This window comes from Neoroseomonas eburnea (genome assembly GCF_018129005.1).
Taxonomy (GTDB): domain Bacteria; phylum Pseudomonadota; class Alphaproteobacteria; order Acetobacterales; family Acetobacteraceae; genus Neoroseomonas; species Neoroseomonas eburnea.
On sequence record NZ_JAAEDL010000007.1, the window covers coordinates 147,811 to 173,921 of the forward strand.

A 26,111-nucleotide genomic window follows, 5' to 3' on the forward strand; every position below is an offset into this window, starting at 1 on the left:
CCGCCTCGATGGTGCGCCGTTCGAATAGTGAATTCGTAAGTAAATTTTACTGAAAACCTAGAGCGCATGGAGAATTGGATAAGTCATTTAACTTAATTAATTCTTTGACAAAATCCCGCCGCATTCCGTTCGGTGTGGTTTGGCCTGGATTGTTGTCATGATTTGGGTTTGATCTTTCGGTCCGACTGTGTTGGTAAGCCACCATGACGACCGCGAATGGATTGCCGGCACCCCCCTGCCGGCGACATGTTGCGGCGCCCCCGCGCGCGTTGCGGCGGGGCGCCCGTCCCTTCGGAGCCAGGCTCCGACGGATCTGGGGCATGGCAGGACGGCGCCGGCGGCGCCTGCTCTCGCCGATCTGGACCGCGACGATGCTCGGCGCGATGGCGCTGTCCGCGGGGGCCTGTGCGCAGCCGGCGCCGTTCGAGACACCGATCCTCGCCGAGCCGGTCTCCCTGCGTGACGCCGATCTCTCCCCCCGCACCGCCTGCCTCGAGGCGGCACGCGAGGCCGAACGCAAGCACGGCCTGCCGGAGGGCCTGCTCGTCGGCATCGCCCTGAACGAGAGTGGGCTGCACGCCCATGCACTGAGCATCGGCGGCCGCGCCTACTACCCCGAGGACCGCGCCGAGGCGGCGCGCCTGCTCCGCGCCTCCGGTGGCCGTGCCATGGCGGGCTGCGTGCAGGTGAATTCCGGCGTGCATGCGCGTGGCGGGCAGGACTGGCCGCTCGACCCCTGGAAGGCGACGGAATGGGCGGCGATCTACCTTCGCCAGCACTACGAGACCTACGGCGACTGGGGCATGGCGGTGGTGCGCTGGCACGGCGGATCGCCGGGCCAGTTCAGGCAGCTCGTCTGCCGCGTGCGCAGCAAGATCGACGTCGTCGCGCCGGACAGCCACCTGTTCGTCGAGCGCTGCCGCGGCACCCAGGCGCAGATGGCCCAGTTCCGCCGCAACGGCCGGGCCCTGCTGGAACTGGCCGAAGCGGCCGACTGAACCCACCGAGCCTCGCCGATGACCTGATCACCGGCGAGGCAAGCGATGCCGGCGCGCCGGGTCGGTGTGGCGGCTGCGTGCGACCCGGAGACTCAGGCCGGGCCAGCCGGAAGGCCGGCCGGCATGACGTCCATGGACCGCGCGCGCGCCAGCACGCGGTCGACGAAGGCCCCCGCGCTGCCGAGATAGGCCGCGGGGTCCGTCATCTTCGAGATGGCCGCGGCATCCAGCCTGCCCGCCACGCGCGCGTCGCGCAGCAATGCCTCGGACAGGCCGATGCCCTCGGCCAGCGCCAGGTCGCAGGCATCGTTGACGATGTGGTGCGCCTCTCCGCGACCGAAGACGGGCGCTAGGCCCATCATCACCGCCTCGCTGACGATCAGCCCGGCCGTCGCATCGAGATTGCGGCGCATGCGAGCGGCATCGACCACCAGCCCCTCGGCGATGAAGCGCGCCTGCGTCATCGCGCCATGCGCCAGCAGGAAGGCCTGCGGCAGGGCGAGAAGTTCCGCCTGCCACGGCCCGGTGCCGCGTTCGAAATCCTGTGCCATGGCGGCGAGCATCTGCGGCACCAGCGCGTGCACGCCGCGCGACTGGGAGAGCACGTATTCGCAGGCGATCGGGTTGCGCTTCTGCGGCATGGTGGAGGACCCGCCGCGGCCGCGCACATGCGGCTCGCTCACCTCGGCGAGCTCGGTCTGCATCATCAGCATCACGTCGGTGGCGAGCTTCGCCAGCGTGCCGCACAGGATGCCGAGCCAGCAGCCGGCCTCGTTCAGCCCGTCGCGCGCGACATGCCAGGGGATGTCCGCCTCGGCCAGGTCGAGCTCCTTCGCCAGTTCCCGCGTCACCGCCAGCCCCTGGTCGCCGAGCGAGGCGAGGGTGCCGGCGGCGCCGCCGAAGGACAGCCGCAGCGCCCGGCCCCGCACGCGCGGCAGCCCGTCGAGGGAGGCGAGCAGCGGCGCGAGCCACACCGCGACCTTCATGCCGAAGGTCACCGGCAGGGCGTGCTGGAGATGCGTGCGCCCGGCCATCACCGTGTCGCGATGCGTCGCGGCCATCGCCGCCAGCGCGGTGATCGTCGCGCGCAGATCGGCTTCCATGAGCGCCAGCCCGTCGCGGACCTGCAGCACGACGGCAGTGTCCATGATGTCCTGGGTGGTCGCCCCCCAATGCGTCCAGCGCCCGGCATCCGGCCCGGCCAGGGCCGAGAGCTGCCTCACCAGCCCGACCACCGGATAGCCGGTGTTGCGCGTCGCCGCCGCGAGGGCCGCGAGGTCGAGCCGCGACGCATCGGCGGCGGCGGTGATGGCGGGCGCCGCTTCGGCCGGGACGATGCCGAGCCGCGCCTGGGCGCGGGCGAGGGCCGCTTCGACGTCGAGCATGCGCTGGAGGAAGGCGTGTTCCCCCATCGCGGCCCGCATGGCGTCGGTGCCGTAGAGCGCGCCGAGCACGGCGCCGTCGGCGGGGTTCACGGGCATGGCGTTTCCTCCTGCAGCATGTCGCGGCGGAGGAAACGCGCGCCCGCGCGGGGCGTCAATCCGCCCCGGTCAGTAGATCACCACCGAGCGGATCGACTTGCCTTCGTGCATCAGGTCGAACGCGGTGTTGATCTCGTCGAGCGGCATGGTGTGGGTGATCAGGCTGTCGATCTCGATCTTCCCGTCCATGTACCAGTCGACGATCTTCGGCACGTCGGTGCGTCCGCGCGCGCCGCCGAAGGCGGTGCCGCGCCAGTTGCGGCCGGTGACGAGCTGGAAGGGACGGGTGCTGATCTCCTGCCCGGAGGCGGCGACGCCGATGATGATGCTCTCGCCCCAGCCGCGATGGGTGCATTCGAGCGCCTGGCGCATCACGTTCACATTGCCGATGCATTCGAAGGAGAAGTCGGCGCCGCCGTCGGTGAGGTCCTGGATCGCCTGCACCACCTTGTCGCGGCCGACCACGTCGGGGTTGACGAAATCGGTCATGCCGAACCTGCGCGCCATCGCCTCGCGCGCCGGGTTGATGTCGACGCCGATGATCCTGTCCGCGCCCACCATGCGGGCGGCCTGCAGCACGTTCAGCCCGATGCCGCCGAGGCCGAACACCGCGACATTGGCACCCGGCCAGACCTTCGCGGTGTTGATGACGGCGCCGATGCCTGTCGTCACGCCGCAGCCGATGTAGCAGATCTTGTCGAAGGGGGCGTCCTCGCGGACCTTCGCCAGCGCGATCTCCGGCAGCACGGTGAAGTTCGCGAAGGTCGAACATCCCATGTAGTGGAACACGGTCCCCTGGTCGCAGGAGAAGCGGGAAGTGCCGTCCGGCATCACCCCCTTGCCCTGCGTCGCGCGGATCGCCGTGCAGAGGTTCGACCGCCGCGACAGGCAGGTTTTGCACTGCCGGCATTCCGGCGTGTAGAGCGGGATCACGTGGTCGCCGGGCTTCAGCGTGGTGACGCCGGCGCCGATCTCGCGGACGATGCCCGCGCCCTCATGCCCGAGGATCGCCGGGAAGATGCCTTCCGGATCGGCGCCCGAGAGCGTGTAGGCATCGGTATGGCAGATCCCGGTCGCCATCACTTCCACCAGCACTTCGCCCGGCTTCGGGCCCGAGATCTCGATGGTCTCGATGGTGAGCGGCTTGCCGGCGGCCCAGGCGACGGCGGCGCGGGTCTTCATGGCGGGAGACTCCGGTGGATGGCGGCGCAGGATGCGTTCCCCGCTGCCGGTCGCGCAACCCGTTCAGCTCAGCGCGCGCACCACTGCCAGCGACAGCCATGGAAAGGCGACGCACAGCGCCAGACGGATGAAATCCGTCGCGAGATAGGGCAGCACCCCGCGATAGGTCGCCCCGATCGGCACGTCGCGCGCAAGGCCGCTCACCACGAAGACGTTCAGCCCGATCGGCGGTGCCGTCAGCCCGATGCCGACGACGATCAGCACCAGGATGCCGAACCAGATCGCCGTCTCCTCCGTTGTCAGGCCGAAATCGAGCGCGGTGACGACCGGGAAGAAGACCGGCAGGGTCAGCAGCATCATCGCCAGCTCGTCCATCACCGCGCCGAGCAGGATGTAGACGGCGAGGAAGGCGAGCAGCACGCCATAGGGCGGGAAGCCCTGCTCGCTGACCCAGACCGCGAGCAGGTCCGGCGCCTGGGACAGGGCGAGGAAGGCGTTGAACACCTCGGCACCGAGCAGGATGACGAAGATCATCGCCGTGGTCTCGGCGGTGGCCTGCAGGCTCTCGCGGATCCGCCGGGGTGTCAGCGTCCGGCGGGCGAGGCCGACCGCGAGCGTCGCGGCGCAGCCGATGCCCGCACTCTCGGTCGGCGTGAAGATGCCGCCATAGATGCCGCCGACCACCACCACGGCGATCAGCAGCACGGGCAGCACGGCACGCAGCGCCGCGCGCCGGTCCTCCGGCGCCACGCGCGGGCCGGCGGGGCAGAGTTCCGGCCGCCGCCGCACCAGCAGCGCGATCGTCAGGATGTAGAAGGCGGTCGCCAGCAGCCCGGGGATGAGCGCCGCCATGAACAGCTTGGCGATGTTCTGCTCGGTGCCGATGGCATAGACCACCAGGATGACCGAGGGCGGGATCAGGATGCCGAGCACCCCGCCCACCGCGATGGTGCCGGTCGCGAAGCCGGGCAGGGCGCCGTAGCGGCGCAGCTCCGGCAGCGCCGCGCGCCCCATCGTCGCCGTGGTCGCGACCGAGGACCCGCACACCGCCCCGAACCCGGCGCAGGCCGCGATCACCGCCATCGCCAGGCCGCCGCGCCGGTGCCCGACCAGCGCATTCGCCGCCGTGAACAGGTCCCGCGCCAAGCCGCCGCGTTCCGCCAGCGCCCCCATCAGGATGAAGAGCGGGATGACGGTCAGCGTGTAGTTGGCGAAGAGGTAGAAGGGCGTGGTCTTGAGATAGGCGAGCAGCCGCGCGGCGTCGACGATGTGCGCATAGCCCGCCGCCCCGACCACCAGCATCGCGAGCCCGATCGGGCAGCGCAGCGCGAGCAGCAGCAGCAGCGCGGCGAAGCCCGTGCCGGCGACGACGAATTCATCGGCCATCAGCCGCGGCCTCGTGCGAGCCGCCAGCTCCAGTGGAGCGCCGCGATCCCCGTCGCGGCGAAGCCGAGCGCGCCGGCCGCGACCGCCCACCAGATCGGGATGCCGAGCAGGCCGAAGGTGGTGGTGCGGTTGAACAGCGCCTCCTGCGCGCCCACCGTCATGCGCTCGGCCAGCACCAGCGCGGCCACGCCCCAGACCAGGTTCCAGAAGCCGTCGAGCGCCTGGTTCAGCCGCCGCGGCAGGCGCGTGGTGAAGCTGTCCACGAAGATGTTGGCGCGCATCAGCGTGCCGTAGGCGAGGAAGCCCAGCACGGCGAGCCCGCCGCCGATCTGCACCAGCTCGACATCGCCGGTGACGGGCTGGCTGGTCAGCCAGCGCAGCAGGACCGAGACGGTGGTCAGCACCGCGACCGCGAGCAGCAGGCAGCCGCCGCCGAGCGCGAAGAGGGTCGCAAGATGCGCGATCGGGCCGCGCGGCGGTTCCGGCGTGCTCATGCCGGCGGGCCGGGGATTGGAGGGGCGCCGCCCCTCCAATCCCCGCCAAAGGCCCGGGGCCTTTGGAAACCATCACCTGGCGCCGGCCGCGGCGGGCGGACGGAATGGCGCGGCACGGCCCCGGTGCGCGACGAAGTCATGGTTTCCAAAGGCCTCGGGCCTTTGGTGGGGTGGTGCGGAGGGGCCAGGCCCCCCCGCGTCGTCCGCTGCCCATCAGGCCACGCCCTCGCCGAGCCGCGCGACCGCGGCCCGCGCCTCCTCGACCAGCATCCCGCCGTCGATGTTCCGCTCCCGCATGGCGCCGATCCAGGCCTGGGTCACCGGCGCGGTCGTGCTCCGCCAGCGCGCCGCCTCCTCGACCGAGATCTCCGTGACGGAGTTGCCGCGGCGGCGCACCATCTCCTCCACCTTCGGGCCTTCCTCGTCCCAGACACGCGCGGCCATGGCCGCGGCGGCGGCGCCCGAATTGGCGTCGAGCACGCGCTTCAGATCGGGCGGCAGCCCGTCGTAGCGCGCCTTGTTCATCGCCAGCAGCATGGAGGCGGAATAGAAGGTCGGGCTGCCCGGGATGCCGATGTGGTGGCGCACCATCTCGTGGATGCGGATGGAGGGCACCACCTCCCACGGCACCACCGCGCCGTCGATGACGCCCTGGGACAGCGCCTCGGGCACCTGCGGCACCGGCATGCCGACCGGCACGGCGCCGAGCGCCTTCAGCCCTTCGCCGGCCTGGCGGGTGGGGAAGCGCAGCTTGAGGCCGCGCATGTCCTCCATGGTCTTCACCTCGCGCTTCGCGTGGATCAGGCCGTGGTCGTGCGCCCAGACGGCGATGACATGCGTCTCGGCGAATTCGGGCCGCATGTGCTTCTCGAACAATTCCCAGGTGACGCGGGCGTTCACGCTGGCGCGCTTGTGCGCGATGAAGGGCAGTTCGATCACCTCGATGCGCGGGAAGCGGCCGGGCGTGTAGCCGGGCAGGGTCCAGATGATGTCGGCGACGCCGTCCTTCGCCTGGTCGTAGAGCTGCGGCGGCGCGCCGCCGAGCTGCATCGAGGGGAAGATCTGGATGCGCAGGCGGCCGTTCGATTCCTCCTGCACCTTGCGCGTCCAGGGCACCAGGAAGTGGCGGTGGACGTTGGACACCGGCGGCAGGAAGTGGTGCAGGCGCAGCGTCACCTCCTGCGCCGCGGCGCGGCGGGGGGTGAACAGGGCCGGCGCGGCGAGCGCGGCGCCGGTCAGCAGCAGGCGGCGGTGAAGCATCCGGGCGTTTCCTCGTCTCGGACCGTGCCGGGATGCGCCTCCCGGTTCGGCGGTAGTTTCACGCCATGCCGGCCGCATCGCGCAAGGCTTTCGCCCTGACCGCCAGCGTCTCCGCCGTGTCGCCCGGCCGGTAGAGCGAGGAACCGACCCCGAAGCCGGCGGCGCCGGCGGCCTTCCAGGCCGGGATGGTCTCCGCCGCCATGCCGCCTACCGGCACGATGGCGGTGCCCTTCGGCAGCACCGCGAGCAGCGCCTTCACCACGGCGGGGGAGGCGGCCTCGGCGGGAAACAGCTTCAGCGCATCGGCGCCGACGGCGAGCAGGGCGAAGGCCTCGGCCGGGGTGAGGAAGCCGGGGCAGGCGATCAGCCCGCGGGCGCGCGCGGCCAGCACGAGCTGCGGGTCGCAATGCGGCGTCACCATCAGCCGCGCGCCGGCGCGCGTGATGGCGGCGACCTCGTCCTCGGAGGTGACGGTGCCGGCGCCGATCAGCGCGCGGTCGCCGAAGGCCGCATGCAGGCGGCGGATGCTCTCGAGCGGCTTCGGGGAGTTGAGCGGCACCTCGATGATGGACAGCCCCGCGGCGATCAGGGCGGCGCCGATCGGCTCCACCTCCTCGGGCGTCACGCCGCGCAGGATGGCGACGATGGGGCAGGCGTCCAGCCAGGGGGCGAGGCTCATGCCAGGCGCTCCGCGATCAGGTGCAGGCCGCGGGCGGCGGCATCCGGCGCGGCGCTGCGGTGGGGCACGCCGAAGGCGTCGAGCGCCTCGGCGTAGCGGGATGTCAGCGCCTCCGCGCCGATCAGGACGACCGGCGGCGCGACGCCCTCCTCGAGCGCCGCGGCGACCTCATGCCCGATCAGCAGGCCGGAGAGGAAGGAAGCGGCCTCCTCCTCGGGCATCTCGGCGAAGAGCGAGGCGGCGCGCAGGCCGAAGAGGTGGTGCAGCAGCCCGCCCGACTGCTTCGCGCGCGCCACGCCCCGGCCGAACCCCCGCGCATCGTGCGCCGACGATGGATTCATCATGCGCGCCAGGATGGTGTGCCCGGCCAGGGCGGCGAAGGCCTCCCCCGTCAGGTGGGTGGTGAAGCCGAGCACGCGGCCGCCGGCCATGCGTGCCCATTTGGAATGGCTGCCGGGCAGGCAGATGCTGGACTCCGCCGCGCCGATCCGCTCGGCGACGCCGATCATCTGCGTCTCCTCCCCGCGCATCACCTCGGCCACGCCGTGGCGGTCGCGGCAGGAGACACCGGGGACGAGCCGCACCTCGGCGCCGTCGAAAGGGACCTGGATGGTGGCGGCGGCGATCTCCTCGACGCCAGCGGGGCAGGGGAGGTAGGGCGCCTCGACCCAGCCCTGGCGGCTGCCGACCATGCCGCTCAGCAGCACCCGGCGCTCCCCGGCGGTGATCCAGTCCCCGACCACCTCGCGCAGCGCGTCGGGGAAGCCGCCGGGCTCGACGGTCAGGATGCCGCGCGGGGTGCAGCGGTGCGACAGCGCGGTCCCGTCCGGCGCCAGGCGGTAGACCCGCAGGCTGGAGGTGCCCCAGTCGACGCCGATCATCCGTTACCCTCCTCGAATCACGGCCATGCTACAGGCCGGGGCACCGGCATGACCAAGTCTTGCGTGCATCGTGACGCAGAAGGACCATCGCCGCGCCGGGAAAAAGAAGATCGGGAGGAATACTTGCCCATGAAACCCTGGCTGCTCGGCGGCGGCGTCTTCGCGTTCACCCTTTCCCTTGCACTTGCTCTGCCCGCCGCGGCGCAGATCGCGGTTTCCGGCAACGACAACAAGCGACGGCTCGAGAACGGCGTGAACCGTGTCGTGCCGAACGCGCCCGCCGATACGGCGACGATCCTCGACCTCGGCGGGCGCGCCCCGCGCGTGGTGGCGGAGGTGGCACTCTCCCATTCCGTGGTCGGTCCGCCGATGTCGGTGGCGATCACGCCGGACGAGCGCTTCGCCATCGTCACCTCGGCCGAGCGCATCGACCCGGCGAACCCGGAGCGCACCGTGCCGGACAACCGCGTGCAGGTGGTCGACCTGCTCGCCACGCCGCCGCGCGTGGCGCAGACGGTCTAGGCTGGTGCCGGGCCTTCCGGCGTCTCGATCAACCGGGCCGGCAAGCTGGTGCTGGTGGCCAACCGCAATGCCGGCACGGTCAGCGTCTTCCGCTTCGCCAACGGGGCGCTGACGCCGCTGTCCACCGTCACGATCGGCAACGCGACCTCCTCCCCCGCCCATGTGCAGTTCACGCCGGACGGGCGGCGGGCGCTGGTGACGCGGGACGACGCCACCGCCTCCTTCGTCTCGGTGCTGAACGTGGAGGGCGAGACGGTCACCAAGACCAACCGCGACATCACCGTCGGCATCCGGCCCTATGGCATGGGCATCACGCCGGACGGGCGCTGGGCGGTGGCGGCGAATATCGGCCGCGGCGGCGGCGATGCCGACACCGTCACGCTCATCAGCCTGCGCAGCGAACCCTTCCTGGCGGTGGACACGGTCTCCGTCGGCGCGACGCCGGAAGGCATCCAGGTCAGCCCCGACAACCGGCATGTCGCCGTCACCATCCACAACGGATCGGCCCGGCCGCAGGGCGACCCGCTGCGCGGGCCGGCGCAACTCGTGATGCTGCGGATCGAGAACGGCCGGCTGCGGGAAGTGGCCCGCGCGCCGGTCGGGGACTGGGCACAGGGCATCGCCTTCTCCCGCGATGCCCGGATGGTGGTGGTGCAGGACATGGCGGACCGGAACCTCGCGGTGTTCCGGTTCAAGAACGGGCGGCTGCGCGATACCGGGCAGCGGGTTCCGGTGAATGGCGGGCCGGCGGCGATCCGCACGGCGGGTCCGGCGCCGGCGCGGCAGGGGCGCAACTGACGGCAAGGGGAAGGCGAGGCTTCGCCTCGCGCTCCGCTCGGGGGCGCCGCCCCCGAGACCCCCGCCAGGGGACCGGGTCCCCTGGACCTCCGGGACCGTGCGCCGTCAGCGAAGCTGCGCCAGCGGCCCGAGCGCGGGCACCTGGCCGGGATCGGCTCCGGCCGCCCGCATCGCGCCCCAGAGGGCGACCGCGACCGAATCCAGCACCGGCACCGACGTGACCCGCGCCGCCGCGTCCAGGCCGCGGAAATTCGTGCAGTGGATGGCGATGGCATCGCAGCCTTCCGCCGCGACCTCCCGCACCATGTGCTCGACCAGGGCGGGACTGTGCTCGGCGAAGGAGAAGTTGCCGGGGTCCTCGAGATGGCGCTCGCCGGCGGGGGCGAAGCCCTCGGCGCGGAGATTGTCCAGGATCGCCGCCTGCACGCTGCCGAGATAGGGCGTCACCAGCCCGATGCGCCTGGCCCCGAGGGCGCGCAGCGCGTCATGCAGGGCGAGCGTCGCGGTGGTGCAGGGCAGGCCGGTCTGCCCTGTGATCGCGGCACAGACGGCGCGATCGGCCGCGGCGCCGAGCCAGGACCCGGAGGTGCCGTTCCAGCACAGCGCATGCACCTTGGCGTCGGCCAGCAGCTCCGCCGCCGCGACCATGGGCGCGGGGTCGAACTGGCCGGTGGAGCCGCCTTCCAGCGTGATGGAGAGCACTCGCAACCGCTGGAAATGCGCCGTGACGTGCGGCGTGGCGGCGAGCAGTGCGGCGGTGGCCGGCTCCAGCACCGTGTTGGAGGACGGCGTCAGCATCCCCAGGCGGATCGCCTCCGGCATCAGCCCCCCGTCGCCAGGCGCGGGTCGTTCTGCCCGCGGGTGGCCCAGCCGGTGGTGCGTTCCTCGATCGTCACCGCCACCCAGTACATCGCCACGCCCATCACGCCGGTCACGATCAGCCCGGCGAAGACCAGCGGCACGTCGAAGCGGGAGGAGGCGACCAGCATCAGGTGGCCGATGCCTTCGTTGGCGGCGACGGTCTCGCTGATGATGGAGCCGACGAAGGCGACGGTGATCGCGACCTTCAGGGAGGCGAAGAAATAGGGCATCGCCCGCGGCAGCCCGACCTTGGCGATGATGTCGATCGGCCGCGCGCCTAGCGCCCGCAGCACGTCGCGCAGTTCGGGTTCCACCGTCGCGATGCCGGTCGCGACGTTCACCACGATGGGGAAGAAGGAGATCAGGAAGGCGGTCAGCACGGCGGGCCAGAAGCCGGCGCCGAACCAGATCACCAGGATCGGCACCACCGCGACCTTGGGCACCGAGTTGAAGGCGATCAGCAGCGGATACAGCCCGCGATAGACCAGCACCGAGGAGCCGATGGCGACGCCGAGCGCCAGGCCGAAGGCGATCGCCATCAGGAAGCCGACCGTCGTCGTCAGCAGCGTCGCCCAGGCGTTGGTCAGCAGCGGCTGCCACCACTTGACCATGCTTTCGGCGATCAGGCTGGGGGCGGGCAGGATGAAGGGCTGGATGTCGAAGGCGCGCACCGCGGCCTCCCAGACCAGGAACATGCCGGCGATGACCAGCCAGGGCAGGGCGTGTTCCAGCCGGCGGCGCCGGCGGGCCGCGGCGGCCAGGGCCTCGGCGCTGCGCGGGATGTCAGCGGGCATCGGGGGCCTCCGCCTTGCGGGCGTCGCTGATGCGGTCGCGCAATTCGTGGACGATGTCCTGGAATTCGGCGGTGTAGGTCAGGTCCAGGCTGCGCCGGCGCGGGTAGGGGACGGTGCGCTCGGCGATGATGCGCCCCGGGCGGGAGGACATGATGAGCACCCGGTCCGAGAGGTAGACCGCCTCCTTCAGGTCGTGGGTGACCAGGATGACGGTCGGCTTCCTGGCCATCCAGACGTCCTGCAGCACGTCCCACAGGTCTTCCCGCGTGAAGACGTCGAGCGCGCCGAAGGGCTCGTCGAGCATCAGCAGCCGCGGGTCGTGCACCAGGGCGCGGCAGAGCGAGGCGCGCTGCTGCATCCCGCCGGAGAGCTGCCAGGGGAATTTCGCCTCGAAGCCGGCCAGGCCGACCAGCTTCAGCAACTCCCGCGCCTTGTGCTCATAGTGCCCGCGCTGGCTGCGGAGCTGCCGGCGGTGCGGCTGCACCACCTCGAGCGGCAGCATCACGTTGTCGAGGATGTTGCGCCAGGGCAGCAGGGTCGGGTTCTGGAAGGCCATCCCGGCGATCGACAGCGGCCCGGAGACTTCCTTCCCGGCGACGATGACGGTCCCTTCGGTCGGCGGCCAGAGCCCGGTGACCAGCCGCATCAGCGTGGACTTGCCGCAGCCCGAGGGTCCGACGACGGCGATGAATTCGCCCTCGCCGACATCGAGGCTGGCCCCCCTGAGTGCGAGGGTGCCCTCGACCCCGCCGTAGCGCATGGCGACGCCGTCGATCTGCACGAAGGGGGAAGGGAGTGCCGTCATATGCCCGGCCGGAGCATGAGGCGTGCCATTCCGGTCTCGATCTCCGCAGGGGGGCGCGCGCCCCGCGCCGGGCGCTCCCTGGTGACAGGCAAAAAAGGGGAGGGGGCCCGGGGGAGTTCCCTTCCCCGGCCTTGCCTTCAGATCCGCCGATCCGCCGCCGCCGGCAGGAAGTCCGGCGTATAGATCTGCGGCGCCTGCAGGCGCGGGGTGAGGTTGTAGGCTTCCTCCACCGCGCGGATGCCGGTCTGCAGCCTGGCGGTGTCCACCGCCGAGATCCCGTTGGCGCGGACGTTGTCCGACATGATGACGCGCTCGACGTTCATCTCGTGCCGTTCGCGTTCGAGCGCGACGTCGGTCAGCGGTTCGACGCGCTTGAGGATGTCGAGCATCTCCTGCCCGTTGCGCACCGTCTCGATGAAGGCCTTGGTGAGGGCGGCGGTGACGCCGCGCACGGCGTTCGGGTTGCTTTCCAGGAAGCGGCGGGTGGTCAGGATGGCGCCGCCGTACAGATTCAGCCCGTGGTCGTAGTACATCATGATGCGCTGCTGGTTCAGCGCGAGGCCGATGCCCTTGAGCGCGAGGGCCGAGGTGGTGACGAAGCCGGTGACGCCGTCGGCCTCGCGGCGGACGAGCATCGGCTCGCGCAGCGCCGGGGTGACGGAGACGAAGGTCACCTTCGAGGCATCGATGCCGGCGGCCTTGGCGAAGGCCGGGAAAAGCTGCCGTCCGGCGTCGAAGTCCGGTGCGGCGAGGCGCCTGCCTTCGAGGTCCCTGGGTGTGCGGATCGGCCCGTCGGCGCGCACGATGGCGCAGAGCGGGCTGCGGTCGTGCAGGATGGCGACGGCGACGATGCCGCGGTCCGGGTTCTCCGCCATGAATCGGATGGCCGGGTTGAGGTCGGCATAGCCCATGTCGTAGGACCCGCCGGCGAGGGCCACGGGCACGCCGCCCGAGCCCTGGCCGCGGTCCACCGTCACGTCGAGGCCGGCGGCGCGGAAATAGCCCTTCTCGCGCGCCACCAGGGCGAAGGCGTTGGGCGACTGGAAGGCCCAGTCGAGGGTCAGGCGCACCCGCGCCGCCTGGGCGTTGGCGAGGCGGGGGACGGCGAGGGCGCCGCCGGCGGCCAGAAGCGCAGTGCGCCGAGTGAAGCCAAGGACCATCGATCGTCTCCCTGAGCGCCGGCCATGGCCGGTCCGCGACCATCTCTGGGGCATCAGCGGGCGCCGGCGCAAGACGCGGTGGCCGCGCGGCGGATGGTTTCCCGCCTGACGCGCGCGCGACCTGCCCAGTCGCTGGGCGGTGGCTGCCCGCCTCCGTGGCTGCCGGCAGGCGCGGCCGCCTCAGGGCGGGTCCATGAAGGCCGAGGCAGCCGAGGCCCGGGCGAGCAGCGAGCGCATCGCCGGATTCTCGTGCCCCTCATGGGCGGTCAACGCCTCCATGGGGCAGAAGTATTCGTGTGGGTGCGGCACCTGGTGGCGGGCGAAGCCGTCGTAGTGGTCCCGCTGCAGGCCGTAGAGCACGCGCAGGTCGCGCACCGGCACGGTCAGCGCCGCGACCGGTTGCTTCGCCAGGAAGGGGATGATGTGCCAGCGCGGCGTCGGGTCGCTCACCTGCAGCGGCGCGAGCAGCCAGGCGAGCGGGCAATGCGCCAGCAGCGCGACGGTGGAGGGCGCGAAGCGCGAGCGCTTGTCGAGCAGGTTCTGGAAGGTCGAGCAGGCCTCGATGCAGAGGATGTCCGCGAAGGGATCCTCCGCGCTGCCACCGAAATGCAGCCAGAGCCCGTCGGGGATGGTGCGCATCCGGTCCGAGCCCGGGATCTTCAGATAGGGCTGGGCCACCGGTTCCCCGTCGCATGGGCGGCCTCTCAGCCAGGCGCCGCCGCCACCGAGGCTCGCTGCGCCGGGTGGGCGTTGGGGCCACGACTTCAGCCGGGTGCGGACGATGTTGTCGAGCCGCCCAGGGCGACGCTCCAGACGCCGAATCTCGCTCATGACAGGAATTTCTTACCCCAAAAATCAACCTATAAGCGAATTAACGGGATGCATCTCGCCTGGGGCAAGCGGAAAGAGCGTCCGGTGAGCCCGAAGAATGAAAATTGACGGAGAAGAAACGCGAATCATCTGCACCCACTCCGGCGCGTTCTTCATGTGCTGTGTGAAGTCGCGCCGTTAGTGGATTCTAGTGAATCCCTAATCTTGCATGGCGCGCGAAACTCGCATCCGCGCGGGCATCATTCCTTGGGCGGCTTGGTCGTGGCTGAGATCCGGTCGGTCAGCGCCAGCACCAGCGCGCCGATCAGGAAGATCGCATGCAGCCCGATCGCCCAGGCCAGCGTCCGGTCGGAATAGCCTTCCGCCCGCAGGAACATCTGCAGCAACTGGATGGAGGAGATGGCGACGATCGACCCTGCCAGCTTCACCTTCAGGTTGCCCGGGTCGAGCTTGCGGATCCAGGACATGCCGCCCGCCTTGCTCTCGGCATCGAAGGGCGTCACCAGGCTGTCCCATGAGGCGAGGATCACCATCACAACCAGTGAGGCGACCAGCGTCCAGTCGAGCAGGTGGAGCAGGTCGAGCAGCGCCTGGTCCTCCTGGGTGCCGAGGATCGTGGTGCCGAACTTCCACAGCTTGGCGAGGAACCGGACGGCGAAGAGCGCCAGCGCCACGGTGAGCCCGAGCAGGAAGATCGCTGCGATCCAGCGGCTGGTGAGAATGAGGTTGGCGAGAATCGGCCGCATGGGATGAACCTCCGTGGCGGCTTATGGCTGAACCATGCGAAGGAAGGGAATGACGTGATGATGATCAGGCGCCTGGCGGAGGAACAGCGCCTGTCCGGCGCCGTGGTGGCCGGCGGCATGGTCTGGCTGGCTGGCCAGGTGGCCGACGACGCCTCCCTGGATGCCGAGGGCCAGACCGCGGACATCCTGCGCCAGATCGACGCCCTGCTGGCCGAGGCCGGAACGGACAAGCGGGCGCTGGTCAGCGTGACCGTCGTGCTGGCCGACATCGGCGACGCCCCGGCGATGAACCGTGCCTGGGATGCCTGGCTCGACAGCGGCCACAAGCCGGCGCGCATGACGATCGAGGCGGCGCTGGTCGATCCCGCCTGGAAGGTCGAGATCACCGGCGTCGCGCTGGCTCCTGCGGCCGGCTGAGCAGATGCGCGGCGGGGCCGAGGCACGATACCGGCCCCCCGAGGGCTGGTTCCGCTCGACGCTGATGACGCTGGGCTTCGGCCTGCTCGTCGCCGGCGGCGTGGCCGACCAGGAGACGCCCTTTCCCTTCCTGGTGATCGGCGTCGCGGCGCTCGGCCTCGGCACGCTCTATCTTCTGTTCCCGCACGGGCTGCACTTCGCCTTCGGCACCAGCGCGGGGCTCGCGGTCTATGCCTGCCTCTTCACGGTGATGGGGCGGGCGGCCTTTCCGGATGCGCCGGGCTGGTCGCGCGCGCCGGCCTTCCTGATGCCGGTCGCGGCCTTCCTGCTTGCCGTCTGGTGGCGGCGGCGCCACCTGCGGCTGGTGGCCGAGGCGGCACACCCGTTCGATCTCCAGCACCTGCCGCGCATGGCGCGCTGGCTGATCCCGGTCTGGGCGGTGGGTGCCTTCTCGCTCGCCCTGCCGGTGAACCGGCTGCCGGTCTTCGAGCAGGGCACGGCGGTATTGGCCGCCATGGCGGTGATTTCGTTGATCGTGGCCGCCTCGGTCCGCGGCGTGGTGCTGCTGCTGACGGACATGGCGCTGATCACCGAGGAACTCGCCGGTCGCGTGTCCCGCATGCTGGTGCCGGTGGTCGCCTTCCTGGCGATGTACGCCATGCTGGTGATCGTCTTCGCCTGCCTCTACCGGATCGCGCAGGGGCTCTCGATGCATGCGTTGTTCCATGGGCCGCAGGGGCCGCTGCCGCTGCCATTCCCGGATGCGCTCTATTTCAGTCTGGTCACCCAGGCGACGGTCGGCTACGGCGACGTCACGCCGCATGACGACGGCATCAGGCTGCTGGCCTCCCTGCAGGTGATCCTGGGCCAGGTGCTGCTGCTGTTCGGCTTCGCCGAGATCATGCGGACGCGGCGGGTGCTGGGCGGCGATCAGTCGCGCCGCCCCGGTGCCGCCGGGGACTAGGCGGGTTTCCGCCGCAATCGGGCGGGACCATCGCCCGCGGTCGAGAGGATGAGCGTCGCGATGGTGAGCCCGGAATTCTGGCGTGGCCGGCGGGTGCTGGTGACGGGGGGCGCGGGCTTCCTCGGCTCCAACCTGTGTCATGCGCTGGCGCATCTCGGCGCGCGCGTCACCGCGCTCGACGCGATGATGCCCGATGGCGGCGCCTCCGCCCGCAACCTCGAAGGTGCGGGCGTGCTGCTGGTGCGCGGCGACATCCGCGACACCGAGCTGCACTCGCTCTGCGAGGGCGTGGACGTGCTGTTCAACATGGCGGCGCAGACCTCCCACATGGGCGGGCAGAAGGACCCGGTGGCGGACATCGCGATCAACGCCGTCGCCCAGGTGCGGCTGATCGGCGTGATGCGGGAAGTGGCGCCGAAGGCGACCGTGGTGCACGCCTCCACCCGCCAGTTCTACGGCCGGCCGCGCAGCCTGCCGGTCGACGAGTTGCATCCCGTCAACCCGCCCGACGCGAACGGCGTGTCGAAATGGGCAGGCGAGCAGTACTGGCTGCTGGAGCAGCGCGTGCATCACCGCCCCGTGGTCTCGCTGCGCCTGACCAATTGCTACGGCCCGCGGCTGCGCATCCGGGATGCGCGGCAGACCTTCCTCGGCATCTGGATCCGCCGCGTGCTGGAAGGCGAGCCCTTCGAGGTCTGGGGCGGCGAGCAGCTCCGCGACCTGACCTATGTAGAGGACGTCACCGACGCCTTCCTGCTCGCCGCCGAGAAGGCGGGCGAACCGGCGCTCGCCGGCCAGGTCTTCAACCTCGGCGGCAGCCCGCCGACCTCGCTGCTCGATCTCGCGCAGCGGCTGATCGCGGCCAATGACGGCCAGGGGCATTTCGTCACCAAGGAATTCCCCGCCGACCGCGCGCCGATCGACATCGGCTCCTACGCCGCCGACGATCGCGCTTTCCGCGCCGCCGCCGGCTGGGCGCCGAGGGTCGACCTGGACGAGGGGTTGCGCCGATCCCTCGCATGGTATCGTCCGCGCCTGTCCGACTACCTCTGACGCCCGCTCGAAGGCCCACGCCCATGAATGCGCCCATCGTGACCATGATCCCCCAGGCCGACCCCGGCGCCGGCTATCGCGCCCAGAAGGCCGAGATCGACGCCGCCGTCGCCCGCGCGCTCGCGAGCGGCTGGTACATCCTCGGCAAGGAAGGCGCGGCCTTCGAACAGGAATTCGCCGCCTGGCTCGGCGCGGGCCAGCACGCCGTCGGCTGCGCCAACGGCACCGACGCGATCGCGCTGATCCTGCGTGGCCTCGGCATCGGGCCGGGCATGGCGGTCGCCACCGTCTCCCACACCGCGGTCGCGACCGTCGCCGCCATCGAGATGGTCGGCGCCACGCCGCTGCTGCTCGACATCGACCCCGACACCTACACGATGGATCCGGACGAACTCGTCTCCGTGCTCGACCATCCGCCGCCGGGGCTGCCGCCGATCAAGGCGGTGATCCCGGTGCACATCTACGGCCAGGCCTGTGACCTCGGCCCCATGCTGGAAGCGGCGCGCGCGGCCGGCATCCCGCTGATCGAGGACTGTGCCCAGTGCCACGGCGCGACCCTGGACGGGCGGAAGCTCGGCACTATCGGCGACGCGGCGGCGTTCAGCCTCTATCCGACCAAGAACCTCGGCGCGCTCGGCGACGGCGGGGTGCTGGCGACGCCGGATGCCGAACTCGCCGCGCGCATCGCCGCCATCCGGCAGTACGGGTGGAAGGAGCGCTACGTCAGCTCGATGGTGGGCGTGAATTCGCGCCTCGATGAAATTCAGGCGGCGATCCTGCGCGTGAAGCTGACGGCGCTCGATGCCGGCAATGCCCGTCGGCGCGCCATTGCCGCAGCCTATGACGAGGCGCTCGGCAACGGGCCGATCGCCCCCCCGGCGCGCCGGCCCGGCGCCGAGCACGTCTTCCACCAATACGTGCTGCGCACCGGGGACCGGCCCGCGGTGCAGGCGAAGCTGAAGGCGCAGGGGATCGGCACGGGTATCCACTACCCGGTGCCGGTGCACCTGCAATCCGCCTACAAGGACCGCACGCCGATCGGCCCCGCGGGCTGCGCCGAAACCGCGCGCGCGGCGGAGGAGGTATTCAGCCTGCCGATGTATCCGGAACTGAAGGATGCGCAGGTGGAGCAGGTCTGCGCGGCGCTGCGCGGCCTGGCCGACTGACACCAGCGGCCGCAATTCGCGACCGCGGGTATCCGCCTTTTCGTGCCCTCAGGCGCCGGGCGCAAACCTCCGGTTTGCTTGGCTTCGCCGGACTGCCGGCGGGCCGCATTCGCGGCCTCGGCACGAGTCATTGACTCGTGCCGCTGGTATGACAGCGGTCGCCGGAGGGACTGGCGCCGGCCATCCCGTGGTCGACCCTTGCGTTGCCGTGTCGGCTTGTGTCCCGCGCGCGGCCGCGCCGCGCCGGCCGGGGGCAGGCCGCCGCGGCGGCCAGGTCGGCGGCATCGGCGGGCGCGGCCTTCCGCACCCGCCGTGAGGCGGTTCAGCGCAGCTCGAGCGCCCGGATGATCGGGATCATGCTGTGCACGTGCGGCGACTGCGTCGGGCAGACGATGGTTTCGAGCGGCACGCCGACATGTGTGCCGACCAGGCTCACCGGGTCCCAGTTGCCGCGGTAGTTCGCGATCGGCGCGAAGGCCTCGTCGCCGCCGAGCGCGGCGAGCTTGTTCATCAGGCTGACCGCGAGGCCGCCGAGGCCGGCGGTGGGCAGGCTCGCGAGCACGCCCATGCCCGCGGAGCCGATGCCGCCGACGGCCGAGCGGATCGGGTTGGAGGAGAGCTGGTTGACCAGGGCCAGCGCACCCGGCGCGTTCCAGCTGATCCCCGGCAGCCCGAGGATGGCGCCGACGAGCTGCACATAGGCGCCGCCGAGGGAATGGCCGGTCAGCCAGGTGATCTCGGCGCGGGCGGCCACGGAGGCGGTGAACTCGACCGCGTCGTTCAGCTTCATCGCCAGGGCGTTCAGGCCGAGGCCGATGCCGCCGAGATCCTCCACCAGCGCGTCCTGCAGATCGTCGGTGCCGCGGAAGCAGACGCAGGCGATCCGGTTGCGGCTGCCCCGCCAATAGGCACGGGCGAGGAAATTGTCCTTCTTGCACTCGTGCAGGTCCTGGATCTGGTTGGTGTGCCAGTCCCGGAGCATGTCGGATTCTGAAACATCGTTGTAAACATCGGCGGCGATCTTTGCCATGTTCAGAATGTCGTACATTCTGGTCTTTCCCAATGCGGCTAGGTGGCGCGAAGTACTACGGCCTGGGCCGCCTCTGGGCTAGCGAGGAAGATCACCTGCAAAGGCATGGTGTGAGGCATTTCACACCATCGCAACGAAGTGCGGGGCGGGCTCTGCCCTCCCCGGACCCCACCCGCCAAAGGCCACAGGGCCTTTGGAAACCAATACCAAAGTGATCGCGGGTGCAGGGGAGCGTGTCCCCTGCCGGGGGAGTCCGAGGGGGTGGAGCGCCCTCGGGGCAACTCGTCAGGCCGCCGCCCGCCGCCCCCAATCCGGATTCACCAGCGGCGAGGCTGCGCCGAGCGCGCGCCGCGCCTCGAGGTATTCCGCATGCAGGCGGTCCACCAGCGCGGCGGCGGGCACCACCTTCCGCACGCCGCTGACCGACTGCCCCGCGCCCCAGATGTCCTTCCACTTCTTCTTGCGATCGGAGCCGAAATTCATCGCGCTCGGGTCGGAGGTCGGCAGGCTTTCCGGGTCGAGCCCGGCCCTGCGCAGCGAGGGCTTGAGGTAGTTGCCGTGCACGCCGGTGACGAGGTTGGTGTAGACGATGTCCTCCGCGCCGCTCGCGACCAGCATCGCCTTGTAGTCCTCGACCGCGCGGGCTTCCTCGGTGGCGATGAAGGCGGTGCCCATGTAGGCGAAGTCGGCGCCCATCGCCTCCGCCGCCAGGATCGACCGGCCATGGGCGATCGAGCCCGACAGCGCGACCGGCCCGTCGAACCAGGCGCGGGTCTCCTGCATGATGGCGAAGGGGGATTGCGCGCCGGCATGCCCGCCGGCGCCCGCGGCCACCAGCACCAGCCCGTCCGCGCCCTTCTCGATCGCCTTGTGGGCGAAGGTCTGGTTGATCACGTCGTGCAGCACGTGGCCGCCGTAGGAATGGATCGCCTGGTTCACCTCGGGCCGCGCGCCGAGGCTGGTGATGATCACCGGCACCTGGTGCTTCACGCAGAGCGCCAGATCCTGCTCCAGCCGGTCGTTGGAGCGGTGGACGATGAGGTTGATGGCGAAGGGCGCGCTCGGGCGGTCCGGGTGCTCGGCATCATGGGCGGCGAGCCGCTGCTTGATCTCCGCCAGCCATTCGTCGAGCTGCTCCACCGGGCGCGCGTTCAGCGAGGGCATGGCCCCGATCATGCCGGAGGTGCATTGCGCCACCACCAGCTCCGGCACCGAGATGATGAACAGCGGCGAGCCGATCAGCGGCAGGCGGAGGCGCCCCTTGAGCCGTTCTTGCAGGGTCATGTCGTTTCCTCGCGGTCTTCGCGACAGGCTTGCCGCGATGCGGCACGGCTGTCGAGGGGGAGACGGCGCCGGGCCGGCCGGTCAGGCGAGGGCCGAGGCCGCCCTGCCGAGAGCCGGCCGGATGGAGGCCACCAGGCGATCCGACACCTCCCGCATCCTGTCGCCGGGCCCGGACCAGTTGGCGCCCCAGAAGAAGGTCGCGCGCACCGGGCCGGCGACCATCTGCCCGGCGACCGCGATGGCCTGGGAGTCGTTCCAGTCGATGCTGCCGCCCTTGCCGTAGGCGATGACATCGGGCGGGGCGATCCGCGGCATGGCGTCGGCCATGGCGCTGATGCGCTTGAACTCGGCCAGGGAGGAGGCCTCGCCGAAGACCTGTCCGGCGAGGACGCGCTCATACCAGGTGCAGAGATCCAGCGCGGTGCTGACCATGGTCTGATGCGGGTTGATCGGGGCGAGCGGCGTGCCGACCGGGTGGCCATCGGCGATCCGGCCCATTGCCGCCCAGCCGAGATCGGTGCCCGGCGCCGCGCCGGCGAGGGTCGAGAACAGGATGCGCGTCGAATCCGGCAGGCGGGTCCCGGCCAGGCCCATCCCCGCGATCAGGGCGCGCACGCGCGCCGCGCCGATGCGGTGCAGGGCGATGTCGGTCGCGGTGTTGTCGCTGTGCGCGATCATCGCCTCCAGCACCGTCCGCGCCGGGGCGGTGCCGGTGAGCCCGCCGAGCACGGGGCTGATGAGGGAACGGTGCTCGTCGTTCACCGCCAGGGGCTCGTCGAGGGAGAGACGGCCCGCCTCGACCTCCTGCAGCCAGGCGCCGAGGATGAAGGTCTTGAGGCAACTGCCGACGAAGATCGGCGCGGAGGCGCGATGCGCGGCCTGAAGGCTGCCTCTCGGGCCGCTGGCCCGGAGCAGCACCGCGGTCTCCCCGGGCAGGGCGGCGAAGGCGCGCACCAGATCGTCGATTTCGGCGATGGCGGGCTGCGCCAGGGCGGCCGGCGCGGGGCCGAGGGCCAGCAGCAGCGGGAGGTGGCGGCGGCGCATGGGCGGGTTCCCGTCCCGGTCGGCGCCGTGACGATGGCGGCTTGGCCGGGGCGGTGCAAGGCCGGCCTGACGTCACGCGTGGGCGGCGGGCCGTGCATTCCGACTCGCCTTCGGCATCTTCGCGAGTGCAGCATGTCGCCATGGATGTGATGCCGCCCTCCGACCTCCTGGCCGATCTGCTCGAACGCCTGCGCGCGGCGCGGGAGGCGGCGGCGGCCGACCCCTTCGGCGACCCGGTGCTGCTGGTCGCCCTCGACGTCAGCCGCGCGCTCGACGAGGGGCGGCTGACGCGGGAGGCGCTGCGCGCGCTGATCGCCCGCATGGCCCGGGATGCCGCGTCGGACCGTGCCGCGCGCCTCGCCGCCTATGCCGGGCTCGATGACGATGCGGCGGCGCTGGCGCGGATCGCCGGGCGGCTGGTGCGGCCGGACCCGGAGGACAGCCCGGTTCCTTTCGCCGCCTTCCGCGAGGCGGTGGAGCGCGCCCGCTTCGCCGCCGTCTTCACCGCGCATCCGACCTTCTCCCTGCCGCTCGCGACCGGCACCGCGCTGGCCGAGGCGGCCGGGGGCGCGACGCTGCCGGACGGGCTCTCGCACCGCCCGGCGCCGGTGACGCTGGAGGAGGAGTTCCGCCAGGCCGCGGCGGCGATCGACCGCGGGCGGGACGCGCTGGACGCGCTCTCGGCCGCGCTGTTCGAGGCGGGGCGCGAGGTCTGGGGCGACCGTGTCCTCGCGCTCGAGCCCCGGCCGCTCATCCTCTCCTCCTGGGTCGGTTACGACACGGATGGACGGACCGATATCGGCTGGCAGGACACGCTGCGGCTGCGGCTGCGCATGAAGCGGCTGCAGCTCGCACGGCTGGCGGACCGGCTGGCGCCGCTCGGCGATTGTGCCGCGCCGATCGTCGCCCGGGCACGCGCGGCGGCGGCGGAGGTCGCGGCGCAGGAGGAAGCCGCGCCGGCGAAGCCGACCGCCGAGACGGCCCGCGCCTTCGCCCTGCGCCTGATCGAGGGGCGGGAGGCGGCGCTGACCTCGCCCGAGCCGCTGCTCGCGCTGTTCCCGGCGGCGATCGAGGCGGCGCCGGATGCCGCGGCGCGCCAGGCGCTGGCGGTGCAGCGGGCGGGGCTGGCCGCACATGGGCTGGCGCTCGCGCATACCCATGTGCGGCTGAACGCGGCGCAGATCCACAATGCGCTGCGCCAGCGCCTCGGCATCGCGGCGGCGCCGGATGACCGGGCGGGACGGCGCGGGCTGCTCGCGCAGGTGAATGCCGCGCTCGCCGAGGTGAAGCCCTTGCCGGTCGATACCGGGGCGATCCTCGCCGAGCAGGCTTCCGCCGTGCGGCTGGTGATGACGGTGGCGCAGGTGCTGAAGCACATCGACGGCAGCCAGCCGGTGCGCTTCCTGATCGCCGAGACCGAGACCGGCTACACGCTGCTCGCCGCGCTGTGGCTGGCGAAGCGCTTCGGCATCGCCGACCGCATCGAGATCTCGCCGCTGTTCGAGACGGCGGAGGCGCTGGAACGCGGCGAGCGCGTGCTGGAGGAAGCGCTGCGCAGCCCGCATTTCCGCGACTACCTGCGCCGGCATGGGCGGCTCTGCCTGCAGTTCGGCTATTCGGATTCAGGGCGCTATGTCGGGCAGCTCGCCGCGTCCTATCTCGCGGAGCGGCTGAAGATCCGGCTCGCCGAGCAGATGCGGCGGCATGCGCTGCACGGCATCGAGCTCGTGCTGTTCGACACCCATGGCGAGAGCATCGGCCGCGGCGGGCATCCGGCGAGCCTCGCCGACCGCTTCGCCTATCTCTCGCCGCCGGCGGCGCGCGGGGCGCTGGCCGCCGCCGGTCTGAAGCTGCGGGAGGAGACCGCCTTCCAGGGCGGCGACGGCTACCTGCTGTTCGGCACCGAGCGGCTGGCGCTGGCGACCATCGCCCGCATCGCGGAACACGCCCTGGCGCCCGAGGCGGAACCCTCCGACCCGATCTACGCCGAGGCGGATTGGGGGGCGGATTTCTTCGCCACCATCCGCCGCGAGATGTCGGCGCTGGTGGAGGACCCGGGATATGCCGCGCTGCTCGGCGCCTTCGGGCCGGGGCTGCTGGACAGGACCGGGTCGCGGCCCTCGGCGCGGCAGACCGATGGGCTGGGCGGGCCGGTGCGCATCAGCCACCCGTCGCAGCTCCGCGCCATTCCGAACAACGCGATCCTGCATCAGATGGGATGGCTCGCGAACACGCTGCATGGGCTGGGCGCGGCGGCGGCGGCGAACCCGGATGCCTTCGCCGATCTCTCCGCGCGGTCGCCGCGCTTCGCCCGCGCGCTGGCGATGGCGGCGCGGGCGGCGGCGTGCAGCGACCTCGGCGTGCTGCGCGCGGCGATGGACATGCTCGATCCCTCGCCGTGGCTGGACCGGGCGGGCTTCACCAGGCGGCCGGGGCGGCGGGAGGCGCTGATGGCAGTGGCGGAGGCGCTGGAGCGGCTCGGCCTTTCCGCCTCGACGCGGCGGATGTTCCGGCGGTTGCAGGCGGACCACCTGATGCTGCGCGCGGCCTGGCCCGATTTGCCGGCGATGCCGGACCGGCTGGTGCTCGCGCATGCGCTGCGGCTGTGCCTGGTGCAGCGGCTATGGCTGCTGGCGGTGGCGCTGCCGGAATTCAGCCCGCGGCATGGCGCGACGCGCGATTCACTGGTGGCGCGGCTGCTGCAGCTCGACGTGCCGCCGGTGCTCGACCTGCTGGCAGAGATCTTCCCCGCCGCGCCCGACCCGGCTACGGGGCTGGATTTCGGCGAGCCGGCGCCGCCGCGCGAAGGGGCCTCCTACGCCGCGGAGCACGAGGCGATCCTCACGCCGATGGCGGAGCTCTTCGCCCTGGTGCGGGAATGCTCGGCGGTGATCTCGCACGAGGTGGGCGCCTTCGGCTGACGCCCGGCCGCCAGGGCTGCGCTTCACGAGGACGATCCCGATCAGCCGGGACCGCCCGATCGGGTGACGATTCCCGCGACGGCGAGGGGGCCGGTGCGGCAGCCGCGCGCGAAGCCGGGTCCCCGATATCGAGCCAGCCGAAGGACTCGCCGGTATCGGTGAACCGCTGCGAACGGAATCCGTGCTGCCGTGCGGGTTCGGCCCGGCGGTCAGTTGCGGGTCCGGTGGCGCGACGGGCGCGGACGCCGGCACGGCCAGGGCCGCTCCGCTGCGTTCGGGAGGCACGGCAATGATCCGAACTTCTCGCGCGAGGCTGCCGGGCCGATCCCCTGCGTTCGGGGAGCACGGGCCACGCGGTGTGAAGCGTTTCAGGGCGTCGGCCCGCCATGCCGGCTAGACTTGCGCCACCCGGCGTGGAGGCGGGCGATGACACATGACGCTGCGATGGATCCTCGGACTAGTCCTGGCCTGCGCTGCGGTGGCCCCGGCCGTGGCGCAGCAACGCTGCCCGAGCCGCCGCAACGTCGATTGCGCGGGCGCCGAGCGCGCGATCGATGCCGCGATCGCTGCCGACCCCTGGCTTTCGCTGCTCGAGGACGGGCGGCGCCGGCGCGTCGCGGAGCTGCAGCGCCTGCTGCCGCGGGAGGCCACCGCGGTCCTGACGGAGGAGGACGCCATCCGTCGCCGCGCGCGATCCCGCGAGTTGTTCTTCACCGCGGACGGCGCCATGGAGGCAGAGGGCGCCTACACGCTGCGGTCCGAGCTCGAATGGTGGCTGATCCGCCTCATCCGGATGCAGGATGATCCGCCGGACGGCGTTGCCGGACACTGGACCGGCGCCTTCGCCGAGGCGCGGATCCGCCCGCTCGGCGGCGGCCGGTACCTGGTCACGGCCAATGCCGCCGAACCCTATGCCCTCTCCTGGCTCTGCGAGTTCGAGGCGGAAGGCGTCATGGACGCCACGGACACGCTGATCGCCGGGGCGGAGGGGGAGCAGATCGCGGTGCGGCGCGAGGGGCCGATGCTGCGCATCCGATCCATTCCCCGGCCCGGGCGCGCCGGCTTCGACTATTGCGGGGCCATGGGCAGCTTGAGCGGATCGCTGTTCCGGATCGGCGACGCCGAATAGCGGCACGAGCGGCCTTGACGGCGTGCCATTCCACCGCGACGAGGGCGGAGAGCCGCTGAAAGCGCCGGGCCTTGATCACCGCCCTGCGGCCCGATGCCGCGCATCGGGCCGCGAGTGCGACCGCGCCCAGATCGACAACCGCGCCAGGCGGGCCAGCCTATGGCGCGCAAGCCAGGCGCGCGCCGGCGCATCAGGCACGACACTTGCTCCACCGGTCGCTGAAGG

Annotated in this window: 25 protein-coding genes; 9 read left to right on the forward strand and 16 right to left on the reverse strand. The window is 71.6% G+C overall.

What is annotated here, in order from left to right:
- Positions 1-320: 320 nt before the first annotated feature.
- Positions 321-998: a transglycosylase SLT domain-containing protein gene (locus GXW74_RS09310; protein ID WP_246523114.1), complete on the forward strand. Its 678-nt coding sequence runs from the start codon at positions 321-323 to the stop codon at positions 996-998.
- Positions 999-1,090: 92 nt separating this feature from the next.
- Here the strand turns inward: GXW74_RS09310 and pcaB are convergent, their stop codons facing one another.
- The 7 genes from pcaB to GXW74_RS09345 form a co-directional block, all read right to left on the reverse strand.
- Positions 1,091-2,479 (reverse strand): 3-carboxy-cis,cis-muconate cycloisomerase, encoded by a 1,389-nt coding sequence (gene pcaB, locus GXW74_RS09315; RefSeq protein WP_211846215.1) that lies wholly within the window; start codon positions 2,477-2,479, stop codon positions 1,091-1,093.
- 69 nt (positions 2,480-2,548) lie between these two features.
- Complete coding sequence (locus GXW74_RS09320) at positions 2,549-3,661, reverse strand: S-(hydroxymethyl)glutathione dehydrogenase/class III alcohol dehydrogenase (RefSeq protein ID WP_211846216.1); 1,113 nt, start codon at positions 3,659-3,661, stop codon at positions 2,549-2,551.
- Between the two features lie 63 nt (positions 3,662-3,724).
- On the reverse strand, positions 3,725-5,047 hold the full coding sequence (locus tag GXW74_RS09325; RefSeq protein WP_211846217.1) for a TRAP transporter large permease: 1,323 nt from the start codon (positions 5,045-5,047) through the stop codon (positions 3,725-3,727).
- Complete coding sequence (locus tag GXW74_RS09330) at positions 5,047-5,541, reverse strand: TRAP transporter small permease (protein WP_211846218.1); 495 nt, start codon at positions 5,539-5,541, stop codon at positions 5,047-5,049. Before GXW74_RS09330 ends, GXW74_RS09325 begins: the two co-directional genes overlap by 1 nt.
- Positions 5,542-5,754: 213 nt before the next feature.
- Positions 5,755-6,801, reverse strand: coding sequence for a TRAP transporter substrate-binding protein (locus GXW74_RS09335; protein WP_211846219.1), 1,047 nt, complete (start codon positions 6,799-6,801; stop codon positions 5,755-5,757).
- 58 nt (positions 6,802-6,859) lie between these two features.
- Positions 6,860-7,480: a 2-dehydro-3-deoxy-6-phosphogalactonate aldolase gene (locus GXW74_RS09340; RefSeq protein WP_211846220.1), complete on the reverse strand. Its 621-nt coding sequence runs from the start codon at positions 7,478-7,480 to the stop codon at positions 6,860-6,862.
- A complete protein-coding gene (locus tag GXW74_RS09345; protein ID WP_211846221.1) occupies positions 7,477-8,361 on the reverse strand; it encodes a 2-dehydro-3-deoxygalactonokinase in 885 nt (294 codons plus the stop codon). The genes GXW74_RS09340 and GXW74_RS09345 overlap by 4 nt, the downstream gene beginning before the upstream one ends.
- 129 nt (positions 8,362-8,490) lie before the next feature.
- On the opposite strand from GXW74_RS09345, the gene GXW74_RS09350 reads away from it, so the two are divergent.
- Together GXW74_RS09350 and GXW74_RS09355 are read left to right on the forward strand one after the other, a co-directional pair.
- Entirely contained in the window at positions 8,491-8,883 is a 393-nt protein-coding gene (locus tag GXW74_RS09350; RefSeq protein ID WP_211846222.1) for a hypothetical protein, read from the forward strand.
- A 48-nt stretch (positions 8,884-8,931) separates the two neighbouring features.
- Positions 8,932-9,681, forward strand: coding sequence for a lactonase family protein (locus GXW74_RS09355; RefSeq protein ID WP_211846223.1), 750 nt, complete (start codon positions 8,932-8,934; stop codon positions 9,679-9,681).
- Between the two features lie 105 nt (positions 9,682-9,786).
- Here the strand turns inward: GXW74_RS09355 and GXW74_RS09360 are convergent, their stop codons facing one another.
- From GXW74_RS09360 to GXW74_RS09385, 6 genes are all read right to left on the reverse strand, one after another.
- A complete protein-coding gene (locus GXW74_RS09360; RefSeq protein WP_211846224.1) occupies positions 9,787-10,503 on the reverse strand; it encodes a maleate cis-trans isomerase family protein in 717 nt (238 codons plus the stop codon).
- Positions 10,503-11,336, reverse strand: a complete 834-nt coding sequence (locus tag GXW74_RS09365) for an ABC transporter permease (protein ID WP_211846225.1) — start codon at positions 11,334-11,336, stop codon at positions 10,503-10,505. Before GXW74_RS09365 ends, GXW74_RS09360 begins: the two co-directional genes overlap by 1 nt.
- Positions 11,326-12,141 (reverse strand): ABC transporter ATP-binding protein, encoded by an 816-nt coding sequence (locus tag GXW74_RS09370; protein WP_211846226.1) that lies wholly within the window; start codon positions 12,139-12,141, stop codon positions 11,326-11,328. Before GXW74_RS09370 ends, GXW74_RS09365 begins: the two co-directional genes overlap by 11 nt.
- A gap of 137 nt (positions 12,142-12,278) precedes the next feature.
- A complete protein-coding gene (locus GXW74_RS09375) occupies positions 12,279-13,301 on the reverse strand; it encodes an ABC transporter substrate-binding protein (RefSeq protein ID WP_211846227.1) in 1,023 nt (340 codons plus the stop codon).
- A 180-nt stretch (positions 13,302-13,481) separates the two neighbouring features.
- The gene (locus GXW74_RS09380; RefSeq protein ID WP_211846228.1) at positions 13,482-14,132 is read right to left on the reverse strand and encodes a hypothetical protein; all 651 of its coding nucleotides are present in this window, start codon (positions 14,130-14,132) and stop codon (positions 13,482-13,484) included.
- Positions 14,133-14,371: 239 nt separating this feature from the next.
- A complete protein-coding gene (locus tag GXW74_RS09385) occupies positions 14,372-14,878 on the reverse strand; it encodes a YqhA family protein (RefSeq protein ID WP_211846229.1) in 507 nt (168 codons plus the stop codon).
- A 57-nt stretch (positions 14,879-14,935) separates the two neighbouring features.
- On the opposite strand from GXW74_RS09385, the gene GXW74_RS09390 reads away from it, so the two are divergent.
- Genes GXW74_RS09390 through GXW74_RS09405 form a run of 4 tightly spaced genes read left to right on the forward strand, consistent with a single transcriptional unit; the run spans position 14,936 to position 18,478 of the window.
- A complete protein-coding gene (locus GXW74_RS09390; protein ID WP_211846230.1) occupies positions 14,936-15,295 on the forward strand; it encodes a RidA family protein in 360 nt (119 codons plus the stop codon).
- 4 nt (positions 15,296-15,299) lie between these two features.
- Entirely contained in the window at positions 15,300-16,259 is a 960-nt protein-coding gene (locus GXW74_RS09395) for a potassium channel family protein (RefSeq protein ID WP_211846231.1), read from the forward strand.
- Positions 16,260-16,319: 60 nt separating this feature from the next.
- A complete protein-coding gene (locus GXW74_RS09400) occupies positions 16,320-17,312 on the forward strand; it encodes an NAD-dependent epimerase/dehydratase family protein (protein WP_211846232.1) in 993 nt (330 codons plus the stop codon).
- 44 nt (positions 17,313-17,356) lie between these two features.
- Positions 17,357-18,478 (forward strand): DegT/DnrJ/EryC1/StrS family aminotransferase, encoded by a 1,122-nt coding sequence (locus GXW74_RS09405; protein ID WP_246523132.1) that lies wholly within the window; start codon positions 17,357-17,359, stop codon positions 18,476-18,478.
- 322 nt (positions 18,479-18,800) lie between these two features.
- Here the strand turns inward: GXW74_RS09405 and GXW74_RS09410 are convergent, their stop codons facing one another.
- The 3 genes from GXW74_RS09410 to GXW74_RS09420 form a co-directional block, all read right to left on the reverse strand.
- Positions 18,801-19,526, reverse strand: coding sequence for an alpha/beta hydrolase family protein (locus GXW74_RS09410; RefSeq protein ID WP_211846234.1), 726 nt, complete (start codon positions 19,524-19,526; stop codon positions 18,801-18,803).
- Positions 19,527-19,793: 267 nt separating this feature from the next.
- Positions 19,794-20,792: an NAD(P)H-dependent flavin oxidoreductase gene (locus GXW74_RS09415; RefSeq protein ID WP_211846235.1), complete on the reverse strand. Its 999-nt coding sequence runs from the start codon at positions 20,790-20,792 to the stop codon at positions 19,794-19,796.
- An 81-nt stretch (positions 20,793-20,873) separates the two neighbouring features.
- Positions 20,874-21,836, reverse strand: a complete 963-nt coding sequence (locus GXW74_RS09420; protein ID WP_211846236.1) for a serine hydrolase — start codon at positions 21,834-21,836, stop codon at positions 20,874-20,876.
- Between the two features lie 140 nt (positions 21,837-21,976).
- Between GXW74_RS09420 and GXW74_RS09425 the strand changes: the two genes are divergently transcribed.
- Both GXW74_RS09425 and GXW74_RS09430 read left to right on the forward strand, forming a co-directional pair.
- Positions 21,977-24,757, forward strand: coding sequence for a phosphoenolpyruvate carboxylase (locus GXW74_RS09425; RefSeq protein ID WP_211846237.1), 2,781 nt, complete (start codon positions 21,977-21,979; stop codon positions 24,755-24,757).
- 433 nt (positions 24,758-25,190) lie between these two features.
- Positions 25,191-25,886, forward strand: a complete 696-nt coding sequence (locus GXW74_RS09430) for a hypothetical protein (RefSeq protein ID WP_211846238.1) — start codon at positions 25,191-25,193, stop codon at positions 25,884-25,886.
- Positions 25,887-26,111: the final 225 nt, after the last annotated feature.

What these genes read in the sequence shown, in the direction of transcription:
- GXW74_RS09390 (WP_211846230.1), top strand. Translation starts at nt 14,936, where the DNA reads ATGATGATCAGGCGCCTGGCGGAGGAACAGCGCCTGTCCGGCGCCGTG.
- GXW74_RS09430 (WP_211846238.1), top strand. Translation starts at nt 25,191, where the DNA reads ATGACGCTGCGATGGATCCTCGGACTAGTCCTGGCCTGCGCTGCGGTG.
- GXW74_RS09415 (WP_211846235.1), bottom strand. Translation starts at nt 20,792, where the DNA reads ATGACCCTGCAAGAACGGCTCAAGGGGCGCCTCCGCCTGCCGCTGATC.
- GXW74_RS09400 (WP_211846232.1), top strand. Translation starts at nt 16,320, where the DNA reads ATGGTGAGCCCGGAATTCTGGCGTGGCCGGCGGGTGCTGGTGACGGGG.
- GXW74_RS09360 (WP_211846224.1), bottom strand. Translation starts at nt 10,503, where the DNA reads ATGCCGGAGGCGATCCGCCTGGGGATGCTGACGCCGTCCTCCAACACG.
- GXW74_RS09340 (WP_211846220.1), bottom strand. Translation starts at nt 7,480, where the DNA reads ATGAGCCTCGCCCCCTGGCTGGACGCCTGCCCCATCGTCGCCATCCTG.
- GXW74_RS09425 (WP_211846237.1), top strand. Translation starts at nt 21,977, where the DNA reads ATGGATGTGATGCCGCCCTCCGACCTCCTGGCCGATCTGCTCGAACGC.
- pcaB (WP_211846215.1), bottom strand. Translation starts at nt 2,479, where the DNA reads ATGCCCGTGAACCCCGCCGACGGCGCCGTGCTCGGCGCGCTCTACGGC.
- GXW74_RS09375 (WP_211846227.1), bottom strand. Translation starts at nt 13,301, where the DNA reads ATGGTCCTTGGCTTCACTCGGCGCACTGCGCTTCTGGCCGCCGGCGGC.
- GXW74_RS09325 (WP_211846217.1), bottom strand. Translation starts at nt 5,047, where the DNA reads ATGGCCGATGAATTCGTCGTCGCCGGCACGGGCTTCGCCGCGCTGCTG.
- GXW74_RS09420 (WP_211846236.1), bottom strand. Translation starts at nt 21,836, where the DNA reads ATGCGCCGCCGCCACCTCCCGCTGCTGCTGGCCCTCGGCCCCGCGCCG.
- GXW74_RS09395 (WP_211846231.1), top strand. Translation starts at nt 15,300, where the DNA reads ATGCGCGGCGGGGCCGAGGCACGATACCGGCCCCCCGAGGGCTGGTTC.
- GXW74_RS09410 (WP_211846234.1), bottom strand. Translation starts at nt 19,526, where the DNA reads ATGTACGACATTCTGAACATGGCAAAGATCGCCGCCGATGTTTACAAC.
- GXW74_RS09335 (WP_211846219.1), bottom strand. Translation starts at nt 6,801, where the DNA reads ATGCTTCACCGCCGCCTGCTGCTGACCGGCGCCGCGCTCGCCGCGCCG.
- GXW74_RS09405 (WP_246523132.1), top strand. Translation starts at nt 17,357, where the DNA reads ATGATCCCCCAGGCCGACCCCGGCGCCGGCTATCGCGCCCAGAAGGCC.
- GXW74_RS09320 (WP_211846216.1), bottom strand. Translation starts at nt 3,661, where the DNA reads ATGAAGACCCGCGCCGCCGTCGCCTGGGCCGCCGGCAAGCCGCTCACC.
- GXW74_RS09370 (WP_211846226.1), bottom strand. Translation starts at nt 12,141, where the DNA reads ATGACGGCACTCCCTTCCCCCTTCGTGCAGATCGACGGCGTCGCCATG.
- GXW74_RS09380 (WP_211846228.1), bottom strand. Translation starts at nt 14,132, where the DNA reads ATGAGCGAGATTCGGCGTCTGGAGCGTCGCCCTGGGCGGCTCGACAAC.
- GXW74_RS09385 (WP_211846229.1), bottom strand. Translation starts at nt 14,878, where the DNA reads ATGCGGCCGATTCTCGCCAACCTCATTCTCACCAGCCGCTGGATCGCA.
- GXW74_RS09330 (WP_211846218.1), bottom strand. Translation starts at nt 5,541, where the DNA reads ATGAGCACGCCGGAACCGCCGCGCGGCCCGATCGCGCATCTTGCGACC.
- GXW74_RS09310 (WP_246523114.1), top strand. Translation starts at nt 321, where the DNA reads ATGGCAGGACGGCGCCGGCGGCGCCTGCTCTCGCCGATCTGGACCGCG.
- GXW74_RS09350 (WP_211846222.1), top strand. Translation starts at nt 8,491, where the DNA reads ATGAAACCCTGGCTGCTCGGCGGCGGCGTCTTCGCGTTCACCCTTTCC.
- GXW74_RS09365 (WP_211846225.1), bottom strand. Translation starts at nt 11,336, where the DNA reads ATGCCCGCTGACATCCCGCGCAGCGCCGAGGCCCTGGCCGCCGCGGCC.
- GXW74_RS09345 (WP_211846221.1), bottom strand. Translation starts at nt 8,361, where the DNA reads ATGATCGGCGTCGACTGGGGCACCTCCAGCCTGCGGGTCTACCGCCTG.